The 12,297-nt window shown below is 66.7% G+C and carries 11 protein-coding genes; 3 read left to right on the forward strand and 8 right to left on the reverse strand.

Annotated features, from left to right (window positions below):
- Positions 1–192 precede the first annotated feature (192 nt).
- From AT700_RS27595 to AT700_RS27625, 7 genes are all read right to left on the reverse strand, one after another.
- The gene (locus AT700_RS27595; protein WP_003096513.1) at positions 193–741 is read right to left on the reverse strand and encodes a cupin domain-containing protein; all 549 of its coding nucleotides are present in this window, start codon (positions 739–741) and stop codon (positions 193–195) included.
- Between the two features lie 150 nt (positions 742–891).
- Positions 892–1,965 (reverse strand): alanine racemase, encoded by a 1,074-nt coding sequence (gene alr / locus AT700_RS27600; RefSeq protein ID WP_016254045.1) that lies wholly within the window; start codon positions 1,963–1,965, stop codon positions 892–894.
- Between the two features lie 90 nt (positions 1,966–2,055).
- Positions 2,056–2,409: a RidA family protein gene (locus AT700_RS27605; RefSeq protein WP_003098273.1), complete on the reverse strand. Its 354-nt coding sequence runs from the start codon at positions 2,407–2,409 to the stop codon at positions 2,056–2,058.
- Positions 2,384–3,682, reverse strand: a complete 1,299-nt coding sequence (dadA, locus tag AT700_RS27610; protein WP_003098274.1) for a D-amino acid dehydrogenase — start codon at positions 3,680–3,682, stop codon at positions 2,384–2,386. The genes AT700_RS27605 and dadA overlap by 26 nt, the downstream gene beginning before the upstream one ends.
- A gap of 356 nt (positions 3,683–4,038) precedes the next feature.
- The gene (locus AT700_RS27615; RefSeq protein WP_003098276.1) at positions 4,039–4,383 is read right to left on the reverse strand and encodes a YdbL family protein; all 345 of its coding nucleotides are present in this window, start codon (positions 4,381–4,383) and stop codon (positions 4,039–4,041) included.
- Between the two features lie 12 nt (positions 4,384–4,395).
- Positions 4,396–4,587: a YnbE family lipoprotein gene (locus tag AT700_RS27620; RefSeq protein ID WP_003096523.1), complete on the reverse strand. Its 192-nt coding sequence runs from the start codon at positions 4,585–4,587 to the stop codon at positions 4,396–4,398.
- Positions 4,588–4,607: 20 nt separating this feature from the next.
- Positions 4,608–7,175, reverse strand: coding sequence for a YdbH domain-containing protein (locus AT700_RS27625; RefSeq protein WP_023085871.1), 2,568 nt, complete (start codon positions 7,173–7,175; stop codon positions 4,608–4,610).
- Positions 7,176–7,328: 153 nt separating this feature from the next.
- Here AT700_RS27625 and dadR point away from each other — a divergent pair, with 153 nt between their 5' ends.
- From dadR to AT700_RS27640, 3 genes are all read left to right on the forward strand, one after another.
- Positions 7,329–7,817 (forward strand): transcriptional regulator DadR, encoded by a 489-nt coding sequence (dadR, locus tag AT700_RS27630; protein ID WP_003096535.1) that lies wholly within the window; start codon positions 7,329–7,331, stop codon positions 7,815–7,817.
- A gap of 177 nt (positions 7,818–7,994) precedes the next feature.
- The gene (locus AT700_RS27635) at positions 7,995–9,314 is read left to right on the forward strand and encodes an NAD(P)/FAD-dependent oxidoreductase (RefSeq protein WP_003098280.1); all 1,320 of its coding nucleotides are present in this window, start codon (positions 7,995–7,997) and stop codon (positions 9,312–9,314) included.
- A gap of 85 nt (positions 9,315–9,399) precedes the next feature.
- Positions 9,400–10,989 (forward strand): phospholipase D family protein, encoded by a 1,590-nt coding sequence (locus AT700_RS27640; protein ID WP_004347289.1) that lies wholly within the window; start codon positions 9,400–9,402, stop codon positions 10,987–10,989.
- A 3-nt stretch (positions 10,990–10,992) separates the two neighbouring features.
- Here AT700_RS27640 and AT700_RS27645 read toward each other — a convergent pair whose 3' ends face one another.
- Positions 10,993–12,156: an MFS transporter gene (locus tag AT700_RS27645; RefSeq protein ID WP_003114355.1), complete on the reverse strand. Its 1,164-nt coding sequence runs from the start codon at positions 12,154–12,156 to the stop codon at positions 10,993–10,995.
- Positions 12,157–12,297 lie beyond the last annotated feature (141 nt).

Raw genomic sequence — 12,297 nt, forward strand, 5'->3', positions numbered from 1 at the left:
CATCGTGGCTTATCACACCCGGGCACGATACCGATCACTGCGGGCCGCGCGGGCGGGCGCAAGTATAACGGCAAAGAAAGCCCGGCAGAAACAATTGCACACCCTCGCAAAGCCTTGCGGCATTAGGTCGCAGCCCCGCATGCCCCTTGTCGGCCGGCGCCCTTCGGGCCCGGCGGGGTCTTGTGCTTCAGGTCAGAAATTTGCGGGCGTGGTGGCGCTGATCAAGCGTGCCGGCACATCGTAGGGATTGCGAAAACGGTGCGGCTTGTTGCTCTCGAAATAGTAGCTGTCGCCGCGCTCGAGCACATAGGTCTCGCTGCCGACGGTCAGTTCCAGGCGCCCGTCGACCAGCACGCCGGCCTCCTCGCCTTCGTGGTTGAGCATTTCCTCGCCGGTGTCGGAGCCCGGCGGGTAGGTTTCGTCGAGGAAGGCGATCGCCCGGCTCGGGTGCGCCTTGCCCACCAGGCGCATGGACACCGCGCCGCTGGAAATGTCGATCAGTTCGTCTGCCTTGTAGACAACCTGGGTATGGCTGTCCTGCTCCAGGTCCAGGGAGAAGAACTCCACCAGGGACATGGGGATACCGCCCAGCACCTTCTTCAGCGAACTGATGGAAGGGCTCACGCTGTTTTTCTCGATCATCGAGATAGTGCTGTTGGTGACACCCGCCCGTTTGGCGAGTTCGCGCTGGGAAAGACCTTTGAGCTTTCGGATGGTTTGCAGACGAGCACCGACGTCCAAGGGTGGAGTCCTCCTTATTCTTCTGGCAGGCAAGGCAAAACGAGGCCGCACACGGCTGGCGACCCCAAGTCGGCCGTATCATGGCAACACTGTTCAGTATTTACAACAGATCGGTCGACATGCCTGCGCAAAGAATTCGGAAAGTTTTTCTCAAGCCCCGGAATAGACGCGCGGCACCCTTTTCAGGTTGCACAGCAGCTGGTAGGGAATGCTGCCGAACTGCGCCGCCAGGGCGCCGACCGGCACGTTCGGGCCCCATAGTTCGACCCGGCTGCCCAGCCCGGCCTGGGGATGGTCGGTAAGGTCGACGGTGAGCATGTCCATCGATACCCGGCCAACCAGGCGCCCCGGCTTGCCGTCGATGAACACAAGGGTGCCGTCGGCGGCGTGGCGCGGATAGCCATCGGCGTAGCCCATGGCGACCACGCCGATGCGCTGGCTACGCTCGGTGCTGTAGCGCGCGCCGTAGCCGACCGGTTCGCCGGCCGGCAGGTCGCGGACGCTGATCACCTTCGATTCCAGGGTCATCACCGGGCGCAAGCGGTCGGCCAGCGGATGTGCGCGCTCGAACGGCGTGGCTCCGTAGAGCAGGATGCCCGGACGTACCCAATCGCTGGGCACCTTCGGCCAGCCGAGCACGGCTGGCGAATTGCGCAGGCTGATCTCGCCTTCCAGGCCCTGGCTAGCGACCGCGAAGGCGGCGAGCTGTTCCTCGGTGCGCGGGCAATCCAGTTCGTCGGCGCGGGAGAAGTGACTCATCATCACGATCTTCGCCACCTTGCCGCTGGCCCGCAGGCGCTCGTGGGCGGCGCGGAAGTCCTCGGGGAAGAAGCCGACGCGGTGCATGCCCGAATCCATCTTCAGCCAGACGTTCAGCGGGCGGGCCAGGCTGGCGCGTTCGATCGCCTCCAATTGCCAGGCGCAATGCACCACGCACCAGAAGTCGTGGGCGACGATCAGCTCCAGCTCGGACGCCTCGAAGAAGCCCTCCAGCAGCAGGATCGGCTGGCGGATACCGGCCTCGCGCAGCTCCAGGCCCTCCTCGATGCAGGCCACGGCGAAGCCATCGGCCTCGGCCGCCAGCGCTTCGGCACAGCGCACTGCGCCGTGGCCGTATGCGTCCGCCTTGATCACCGCGAGCGCACGGGCGCCGGTGGCCTCGCGGGCCAGCCGATAGTTGTGACGAAGGGCTTGCAGGTCGATCAGGGCACGGGCGGGGCGCATGGCGACGGGTCTCTCTTCAGCGAGGTGCGGCATCGCGCACCTTTCATCAGGCGAAAAAAAGCCCGGCTCTCCGGCCGGGCCAGACAAAACTCAGGGCAGCGCAGCGACCACCGACATCTCTACCAGGATCTCCGGCTCGCAGAGCTTGGCTTCGACGGTGGCGCGCGCCGGCGCGACGCCGCGCGGCAGCCACTGGTCCCAGACGCGGTTCATGCCTTCGAAGTCGGCGTCGATGTCCTTCAGGTAGATGGTCACCGAGAGGATCCGAGTCTTGTCGGTGCCGGCCTCTTCCAGCAGACGCTCGATGGCCGCCAGGGTCTCGCGGGTCTGCTGCTCGACGCCCGCGGACATGTCCTCGCCCACCTGGCCCGCCAGGTAGACGGTGCCGTTGTGGACGACGATCTGGCTCATACGCTCGTTAGTGTGCTGGCGCTGGATGGGCATTCTTGGCGTTCTCCGGGGAATTGCTGTAGCGGGAAATATCCAGGCCTTCGGTACTGATCTGCGGGCGCTTCTTCGCCATCAGGTCGGCCAGGTAGCGACCCGACCCGCAGGCCATGGTCCAACCCAGGGTGCCGTGGCCGGTATTGAGGAACAGGTTGCGGTAGCGGGTGGCGCCGACGATCGGGGTGCCATCCGGGGTCGCCGGGCGCAGGCCGGTCCAGAAGGTCGCCTGGCTGATATCGCCGCCCTCGGGATAGAGGTCGGTGGTGATCATTTCCAGGGTCTCGCGGCGGCGCGGGTTCAGCGACAGGTCGAAGCCGGCGATTTCCGCCATGCCGCCGACGCGGATGCGCTGGTCGAAGCGGGTGATCGCCACCTTGTAGGTCTCGTCGAGGATGGTCGAGGTCGGCGCCATCTCCGGGTTGGTGATCGGCACGGTCAGCGAATAACCCTTCAGCGGATAGACCGGAGCCTTGATACCCAGCGGCTTGAGCAGTTGCGGCGAGTAGCTGCCCAGGGCCAGCACGTAGTGGTCGGCGGTGAGCAATTCGCCGTTGACCAGCACGCCGTTGATGCGGTCGCCGGCGAAGTCCAGGCGCTCGATGTTCTGGCCGAAGCGGAACTCCACGCCCAGGCCCTTGGCCATTTCCGCCAGGCGGGTGGTGAACAGCTGGCAGTCGCCGGTCTGGTCGTTGGGCAGGCGCAAAGCGCCGACCAGCTTGTCGGCGACCTTGGCCAAGGCCGGCTCTACGCGGGCGATGCCATCGCGGTCGAGAACCTCGTAGGGCACGCCGGAGCGCTCGAGCACGGCGATGTCCTTGCCGGCGGCGTCCAGCTGCGCCTGGGTGCGGAACAGTTGGGTGGTGCCGAGGGTGCGGCCCTCGTAGGCGATGCCGGTCTCGGCGCGCAGTTCGTCGAGGCAATCGCGGCTGTACTCGGACAGGCGGACCATGCGCTCCTTGTTCACGGCGTAGCGCTCGGCGGTGCAGTTGCGCAGCATCTGCAGCATCCAGGCGTACTGGCTGGGATCGGAGGTGAGCTTGATGGCCAGCGGCGCGTGCTTTTCCAGCAGCCACTTCATGGCCTTCAGGGGAATGCCCGGGGCTGCCCAGGGCGAAGCGTAGCCGGGAGACACCTGGCCGGCGTTGGCGAAGCTGGTTTCCAGCGCGGGACCGTCCTGACGGTCGACCACCACCACCTCGAACCCGGCACGGGCCAGGTAATACGCACTGGCGGTACCGATGACACCGCTGCCAAGGACCAGAACTCGCATTGTCGCCTCCCACGTCGCGGAGGAACCGCGGACGTTTGTTATTTTGAGCGTGTAGATGCGCGCAGTATAGGAAGAGGCAGGCAGAAATAATCACCAATTTTAGGCGGTTACTCAGGTAAAAAACCGGACAATTAGGGGTTTTACCGAGGCGCATCCACCATAAAACTGGAAAAATACCGCATATTTAAATGATCGAACTCAGGCCGGGAGTCGCTTTTTCGGGAAAGCCTGTCGCAGAAGCCATGGAAAACGGCAGGAGTCCCTGAAGGAACCGCTCGCGACAGGAAAAATTCCGCGGACACTGCCCGGCCCTTGCGACCGGAGCAGCGTCCCAGAGCGCTCGCGGAGCCTTCGCGCTATTTCTTCACCCACTTGCCGCCGACCTGGACGTACTGCCCGGCAGGGGTTCTCTCCATCGCCTTCTTGCCGGCCATGGCCTCCACGTCGGCCAGCGAAGCGCCGCTGCTGTTGGCCACCTTCTGGTATTCGGCACGCCGCGCGGCATTGATCTGCGCGGCGATGTCCGCCGCCTGGCCGCTGTTGCTGACCACGCCAAGGTAGCCGTCCGCCTGCTCGCCGACCAGGCCCTGGGCCTTGGCGCCGCCAAGGGCCGACATGGCCTGGCCGAGGTCCATCGCCATGGCGGAAAGGCTGATGCCGAGGGCCAGCAGGGCGATACCGAGTTTGCTACGGGTTGTCATGGATCCGCTCCTTTAGAACAGGCCGCTGTTCTCGTTGATGATGCCGTCCAGAGCCTTGTCGACCTTGATGTAGATCTCGTGCTCGATTTTCACGTTGAGATTGATGTTGATCGGCTCGCTGGGAGCCGCCAGCTGCACGGTGGGCGTGCAGGCCATCGTCAGGCTGCCCAGCAGCAGGACAGCGAATAGAGCGCAGAGGCGCATCGGGGGTTCTCCTGTATGGCTCATGGCGCCGAAGCCTTGCGTTTCTGCATGCGCTCCTGCACACGTTGGCGAATGGTTTCGCTGACCCGGTCGCTCAGTTGCAGGCTGGTCAGCAGTGCCGGGATATCCTCCTCCAGATTGACGTTGAGGTTGACCGGGCGCCCCTTCTCCAGGTCCGGGTTGCTGCCCTGCAAGCGCAGGCCGAGCAACAGCTTGCCGTTCTCATGATAATCGACGCTGCTTTGCAGGACGTCGTAGTGGAAATCGTCGAGGGCATCGGCGACCAGCTTCATCCCCGGGTTGCTGCGCCCCAGCGCCTCGATCTTCGCCGAGCGGAAGCGCAGGTAGCCGGGCTCGCGGGCCTTGACCTGGCCGCCGGAGACGCTGGGCTTCCAGCGGTTCAGCATCAGCGGCAGCTCGCCGTCCAGGGCGCCTTCGCCGGCCAGGCCCTCCGCCGGATAGACCCGGAAAATCTCGCCGAGTTGTATGCCCTGGATACGCAAGGCGAACTTCTGCTCAGCCTGACCCAGGCGGATGCTCCCCGCGGGGACCGAGGCCTGCCCGCCGAACAGGCCGCTCTGCAACGTCTGCCAGCTCAAACGGCCGCTGCCCGGCGCGGAAAGCGGGGCCTCATAGCGCCCGCGGAAACTCACCGGCCCCAGCGGCAGGCCGGGATTGGCCTCGGCCAGGCTCAGGCCGGGGCTGTCCAGGCTCAACTGACCGCCACGCAGGCGCAAGGCCAGGCTGCCGCCCAGCCCCTTCAGCTCGCTGCGGTCGTAGATACCGTCGAGGCCTTTCAGGGTCAGGTCCAGGTCGAGGGACGAGGCGCCCGCCGCATCGAGCTTCCAGCCGGCCGCGGCGGTCGCTCGCCCATTGCCCAGTTCGAGCAGCCCCGGCCAGTCGGCGAGGGTCGCGGCCAGCGGATTGCCGGTACGGAAGAACACCTCGGCCAGCCTGGCGGAGAGCGCCAGGGGCGTCTTCGCGTCGCGCTGCAGCTGGATGTCCGCCGCCAACCCCGCGCCGTTGCTCAGCCGTCCCTTCAGGCTGGTGCGCTCGAGGGTGGTGTCGAGCGGCCCCTCGAAGGTCCAGGCCAACGGTTTGAGGTTGGCCTGGCGGAGTTGTCCGACCTGCGCCTGCAGCGGCCCGGCGAAATGCAGCGCCAGCGGCTGGTAGGCCAGTTCGAGAGCGGCCCCGGCGAGGTCGAGGCGGGGCTGGCCAAGGTGCAGCGTCGACGGCTCGGCCAGGGACGCCGCCTGCAACCGCGCGCCCCTGCCGAAGGAGAGGTTGGCGCGCTGCCCGTCCAGCCGGCCCTCCAGGGGAATCTCCGCAACCAGTCGCTCGGCTTTCCAGCCCAGGTATTGCAGGCGCGGCGCGTCCACCTGCAAGCGACCCTCCACCAGCCTGGCGGCCCACGGCGAGATGCCCAGCAGGTCGAGCCGCGTCTCCAGCTTCAGCGTACTCGCGCCCTCGCTGGTGAACGCCAGGCGCAACGCGGTGACGCTATCGGCATCGCGCTCCAGCGGCTCGCTGCGCAAGCCCAGCGCGCTCGGCCGCAACTCGGCCGGCAGCGCCTGCAACCACTCGCCGTGCAACTGGCTCAGGCGCAAGTCGCTGCGCAGCTGGCGTGGCAACCAGGCGCCCTCGTCTCCATCCAGTTGGACTTGCAGTTCGCCCTGTACATTACCCAGACCGGGCAGCGGCCAGGCTTGCGGAGCCTGCACCAGCAGCGCCGCCGAGCCACCGCCGTCGAGCACCCGGCGCGGCTCCAGCCAGTCGCTGCCAGGCGCCAGGCGGATCGTCCAGTCCGCTTGCAGACGCAGGGCTTGCGGTGCGTCGGGCAGGCGCTGGGCTTCCGGCAACCAGCGATTGAGCCAGACCACCAGGCCACGGGTGTCCGGCAGGCCGGGCGCCTCCAGGCGCCCCTGCCAGAGGCCGTCGCCATCGGACGGCGCGAGCTGGCTGTCCAGCGTCAGCAGCGCCTGCCGGTCGAGTTGCGCGCGCGTCCGCAGGCGCCAACCGGTAGGCTCCTCGAAGAGCTGGGCGTCGAGCTGGGCCTGCTGCGCCTCCTGTTGCAGGCGCAGTTGCGCAGCCAGCGGAAACAGCGCTCCCGACGGGCGGCCGATGTCCAGTCCGCCGTCCTGCTCGCAGCGGCCGGCGGGACAAGGCAGGTCGAGATGGAAGCGTTCGAGGTGGATCTGTTCCGGCAGCCAGGCGAGGGTCTCGCGCAGGGACGTCCAGTCCAGCGCAGCGGAGTCGTCGTCGGAACTCGCGGCAGCCGGTTGCCAGGCGAGCGCCACTTGCTCCACGCGCAGGCCGGGTAGACGCGGACGCCAACCCGACAGCCCGGGCCAGCGCAGCAGCGCGTGTTCCACGTCCAGTCGCAGGCTGGCGCCATCCGCGCCGCGCCGCTCCAGCGCCAGCCGTCGCAGCCCGATGCCTTCGGCGGACAGGCCCAGGCCTTGCCACTCCAGGCGCTCGACACCCTGCTCGCGCAACAGGCTGCGCCAGGCATGCCAGCCGTAGCCGAACGCCAGCAGCAACAGCACTGCAAATACCAGCAGCAACGTCGTCCTTCTGCGCAAACGCATGTCCTACCTCTGTCCGTTGCCGACCCGGCCAAGGGTGGCGGGGCCCTCGTGCAAGATCAAGGCGTTTTCCCTGGCCAGTGTTTTTCCCTGCTTTCGACGTTATATTGGCGGAAAATTTCCGGATTTTCCGAGCCAGACGGGGAGCCTCCATCCATGCGTACCCAGCATCAGAGCAAGCGCGAGCTGGACAAGATCGACCGCAACATCCTCCGCATCCTGCAGGAGGAAGGTCGCATTTCCTTCACCGAGCTGGGCGAACGCGTCGGCCTCTCGACCACACCCTGCACCGAACGCGTGCGCCGCCTGGAGCGCGAAGGCCTGATCATGGGCTATCACGCCCGGCTCAATCCGCAGCATCTGAAGGCCAGCCTGCTGGTGTTCGTCGAGATCAGCCTGGACTACAAGTCCGGCGATACCTTCGAAGAGTTTCGCCGGGCGGTGCTCAAGCTGCCCCATGTGCTGGAATGCCACCTGGTGTCCGGCCACTTCGACTACCTGGTGAAGGCTCGCATCTCGGAAATGGCGTCCTACCGCAAGCTGCTCGGCGACATCCTGCTGAAACTGCCGCACGTACGCGAGTCGAAGAGCTATATCGTCATGGAAGAGGTCAAGGAATCGCTCGACCTACCGGTTCCGGATTGACCCAAGGCACTTTCCGGGAGTCCGCCAGGACTCCCGGCATAGACGGGAAACACCGTCTTTTCTGTACACGATCCCCGCAACACCTCGCAGTTTTTTCCTTTTTCGCCCTTGGCGAGCGCCTCGACTGACGTTTATGCTCCGTCAAATTTTCCACACATAATAATCAGGATTTCACACATGAACGCCCGCGTTCACCAGCCGGTGCATACCGCCCAACACGCCCCCTCCTACTACGCCGCCACGCTCAACCGACGCATCGAGTGCCCTCCCCTGGCCGGCGAAGAACAGGCCGACGTGTGCGTCGTCGGTGGCGGCTTCTCGGGAGTGAACACGGCGTTGGAACTGGCCCAGCGCGGCTTCTCCGTGGTCCTGCTGGAAGCGCACCGGATCGGCTGGGGCGCCAGTGGACGCAATGGCGGCCAGTTGATCCGCGGCGTCGGCCATGACGTCGAGCAGTTCCTCCCGGTGATCGGCGCCGACGGCGTGAAGGCACTCAAGCTGATGGGCCTGGAGGCGGTGGAGATCGTCCGTCGCCGGGTCGAGCAGTACGCCATCGACTGCGATCTGCGCTGGGGCTACTGCGACCTGGCGAACAAGCCCGGCGACTACCAGGGCTTCCGCGAGGACATGGAGGAACTCCAGGCCCTCGGCTATCGCCACGAGATGCGCCTGGTGCCGGCCGCGGAGATGCGCAGCGTGGTCGGCTCCGATCGCTACGTCGGCGGCCTGGTGGACATGGGCTCTGGCCACCTGCACCCGCTCAACCTGGTCCTCGGCGAAGCCGCCGCTGCCCAGTCGCTGGGCGTCCGCCTGTTCGAGCGCTCGCCGGTGACGCGGATCGACTACGGCACGGAAGTCCAGGTGCATACCGCCACCGGCAAAGTGCGGGCGAAGACCCTGGTGCTGGGCTGCAACGCCTACATGAACGACCTCAACCCGCTGCTCGGCGGCAAGGTACTGCCGGCCGGCAGCTACGTGATCGCCACCGAACCGCTGGACGAGAAACTGGCCCGCCAACTGCTGCCGCAGAACATGGCGGTGTGCGACCAGCGCGTGGCCCTCGACTACTACCGGCTCTCCGCCGACAACCGCCTGCTGTTCGGTGGCGCCTGCCATTATTCCGGCCGCGACCCCAGCGACATCGCCGCCTACATGCGGCCGAAGATGCTGGAGGTATTCCCGCAACTGGCGAACGTCCGCATCGACTACCAATGGGGCGGCATGATCGGCATCGGCGCCAATCGCCTGCCACAGATCGGCCGCCTGCCGGGGCAGCCCAACGTGTACTTCGCCCAGGCCTATTCCGGACACGGGGTGAACGCCACGCACCTCGCCGGGCAGTTGCTCGCCGAAGCCATCGGCGGCCAGCAGAGCGACGGCTTCGACCTGTTCGCCAAGGTGCCGCACATCACCTTCCCCGGCGGCAAGCTGCTGCGCTCGCCACTGCTGGCGCTGGGCATGGCCTGGTACCGGCTGAAGGAAAAACTCGGTAGCTGAGCCCATCCGAGGCTCGGTGGATTCTGAAAAAATCAGGCGGGGCATCGCTCTTCCGAGGAAAACTCCTAGAATTCGCACGACCGGGATGAGCCGGTCGTTCGAGTTTCCACGGGAGATATCCTTGCTTCGCCGATTCCTCCTGCTGGCCCTCCTGGCCCTCTCCGGCTGCGCCAGCACTCCTCCGCCGCAACCGTCGTCGGCACTGCCCGCCGAGGGTACCTGGCTGGCCAGGCAGGCCGAAATCCAGGGACGCGACCACCCCGGCCAGTCCGGCTTCCACCTCCTGGGCGCCAGCGAGGATGCCTTCGTCGCCCGCGCGGCGCTGATTCGCGCAGCCCAGCGCAGCCTCGACATCCAGTACTACATCGTCCACGACGGACTGACCACGCGCGCCCTCGCCTACGAGTTGCTCAAGGCAGCCGACCGTGGCGTGCGGGTACGCATCCTCATCGACGACACCGCCAGCGATGGCTGGGACTACGAGATCGGTGTGCTCTCCGCCCATCCGAACATCCAGGTGCGCCTGTTCAACCCGTTGCACCTGGGCCGCGCCACCGGCATCACGCGAGGCGTCGGCCGCCTGTTCAACCTGTCCCAGCAACACCGGCGCATGCACAACAAGCTGTGGCTGGCCGACGGCACGGCGGCCATCGTAGGCGGACGCAACCTCGGCGACGAGTATTTCAACGCCAAGCCGGAGATGAACTTCACCGACCTCGACCTGCTCGGCGTCGGCCCCATCGCCAACCAGCTCTCGCACAGCTTCGACCAGTACTGGAACAGCGCCATCAGCCGGCCGATCGAGGATTTCCTCTGGCGCGCGCCCTATCCCGGCGAACTGGAGTCGGCCCGACGCAAGTTGCAGCGCTACCTGCGCAAGGAGTCGGTGAAGGAGTCCGGCTACATCCGCCACCTGTTCGACCGCGGCGACCAGCCACGCCTGGGCAACTGGCTGGAGAATCTCACCTGGGCCCGCGCCGAGGCGATCTGGGATGCGCCGCTGAAGGTATTGAGCCGCGGCGAGCCCGACCCGCACCTATTGCTCAGTCCGCACCTGGCGGGCCTGTTCAAGGGCGTGCAGAAGGAACTGATCCTGGTCTCGGCGTATTTCGTTCCGGCCAAGGACGGTCTCAACTACCTCACCGGCAAGGCCGACAGCGGCGTCCGCGTGCGCCTGCTGACCAACTCCCTGGAAGCCACCGACGTGCCCGCCGTGCATGCCGGCTACGCGCCCTATCGGATGGCGCTGCTTGAGCATGGCGTTAAGCTCTACGAGCTGCGCGCCAATCCCGACCAGCCGCTGAGCGGCGCGCCCTGGCGCCTGCACGGATCGAGCAGCGCCAGCCTACACAGCAAGGCGATGGTCTTCGACCGGCGCAAGGTATTCATCGGTTCGTTCAACTTCGATCCGCGCTCGATCCTGTGGAACACCGAAGTCGGGGTCATCGTCGACAGTCCGCTGCTGGCCGAGCAGGTCCGCCAACTGGCGCTGGAGGGCATGGCGCCGAGCGTCAGCTACCAGGTGCGCATCGACCGCAGCGGTAGCCGGCCGAAGCTGGTCTGGATCGACGAACGCGACGGCCGGCCCCAGGTCCTGCGCCACGAGCCGGGCAGCCTGTGGCGACGCCTGAACGCCTGGGTCGCGGGAATGATCGGACTGGAAAAGATGCTCTGAGGGTCACTCGGAGGCTTCCAGGCCTGTCGCCTCGTCGTCCGCCGGAATCGCCCCGCGCAGCCGCACCAGCACCACGAAGCCCGCCGCGCCGAGCGCCATCATCAACGGCAGGGCGTGACCGCTGATCCACTGGCTGGCGGCGCCGGTGGCCAGCGGGCCGAGCAGGCAGCCGATGCCCCATAGCTGCGCGACATGGGCATTGGCCCGGACCAGGGCATCGTCTCGGTAGCGCTCGCCGATCAGGATCAGCGCCAGGGTGAACAACCCGCCGGCGCTGGCCCCGAACAGCACCAGCAGCGGCCAGATCAACGGCGTCTGCAGCAGCAGGGGAATCGCCAGGCTGCTCAGCAGCAGCACCAGGCCGCAGCCGCCGAACAGGCCGCTGCGCGAGACCCGGTCGGCGAGCCAGCCGATCGGCAGCTGCAACAATGCATCGCCCACCACCACGGTACTGACCATGGCCAGCGCCACCGCTTGCGGAAAGCCCTGGCGCAACCCGTATACCGGCAGCAGGGTGAGGATCATCGCCTCGAAGGCAGCGAACAACACCACCGCCCAGGCGATCGCCGGCAGACCCCGGCAGAAGGCCCACAAACCGCGCCCGGAGGCACTGTGCGGATCGACCCTGGGCGCACCGCTGCGGCCCAGCAGCAGCAACGAGCCAGCAATCAGCAGGCAGACGCCGAACCAGAAGCCACGGTCGTCGGCGGTACCGATGAAGGTCAGCAGTACCGGCCCGGACAGTTGGCTGAGGGCGTAGCCGGTGCCGTACAGCGCGACCAGCCGGCCACGCCACTTCTCCACTGCCAACTGGTTGATCCAGCTTTCCCCGAGGATGAACACCACGGTGAGCTGCACGCCGATCAGCAGGCGCAGCAACAGCCATACCGGGTAGCTCTGCAGCAGCGCCAGCAGGCCGACGGAGGCTGCCCCGGTGAGCAGGCACAACTGCATCAGCCGCGGCGTGCCGACGCGCGCGGCGAGGCGCCCGGCGATCATCGCGCCGAGCAGCACGCCCACTGCCGGCGTGCTGGCCATCACGCCGATGGCGAAACTGCCGTAGCCCCAGCTCTCCAGGCGCAACGAGACCAGCGGCATGGTCAGGCCAAGGGCGAGGCCGATGCTGATGACTGCGGAACAGACGGCGAAATAGCTTCCCCAACGCATTGCGATTCTCCCGTTGGCACCCCGGAAGCCTTGCCGGGGCGAGCGGATATATCCGGCGCACGAAGCACAGCGGCCGGGCTTCCAGAAGGAAACCCGGCCGCGGGTGTGGCTCGAGAGAGCCGGCCCGGAAGGGCCGACCTA

The organism is Pseudomonas aeruginosa (assembly GCF_001457615.1).
Taxonomy (GTDB): domain Bacteria; phylum Pseudomonadota; class Gammaproteobacteria; order Pseudomonadales; family Pseudomonadaceae; genus Pseudomonas; species Pseudomonas aeruginosa.

Coding starts and splice junctions, on each gene's coding strand:
- alr (WP_016254045.1), bottom strand. CDS start 1,965: ATGCGCCCCGCCCGTGCCCTGATCGACCTGCAAGCCCTTCGTCACAAC.
- AT700_RS27620 (WP_003096523.1), bottom strand. CDS start 4,587: ATGCGCCTCTGCGCTCTATTCGCTGTCCTGCTGCTGGGCAGCCTGACG.
- dadA (WP_003098274.1), bottom strand. CDS start 3,682: ATGCGAGTTCTGGTCCTTGGCAGCGGTGTCATCGGTACCGCCAGTGCG.
- AT700_RS27625 (WP_023085871.1), bottom strand. CDS start 7,175: ATGCGTTTGCGCAGAAGGACGACGTTGCTGCTGGTATTTGCAGTGCTG.
- dadR (WP_003096535.1), top strand. CDS start 7,329: ATGCGTACCCAGCATCAGAGCAAGCGCGAGCTGGACAAGATCGACCGC.
- AT700_RS27645 (WP_003114355.1), bottom strand. CDS start 12,156: ATGCGTTGGGGAAGCTATTTCGCCGTCTGTTCCGCAGTCATCAGCATC.
- AT700_RS27605 (WP_003098273.1), bottom strand. CDS start 2,409: ATGCCCATCCAGCGCCAGCACACTAACGAGCGTATGAGCCAGATCGTC.
- AT700_RS27615 (WP_003098276.1), bottom strand. CDS start 4,383: ATGACAACCCGTAGCAAACTCGGTATCGCCCTGCTGGCCCTCGGCATC.
- AT700_RS27640 (WP_004347289.1), top strand. CDS start 9,400: ATGAGCCGGTCGTTCGAGTTTCCACGGGAGATATCCTTGCTTCGCCGA.
- AT700_RS27635 (WP_003098280.1), top strand. CDS start 7,995: ATGAACGCCCGCGTTCACCAGCCGGTGCATACCGCCCAACACGCCCCC.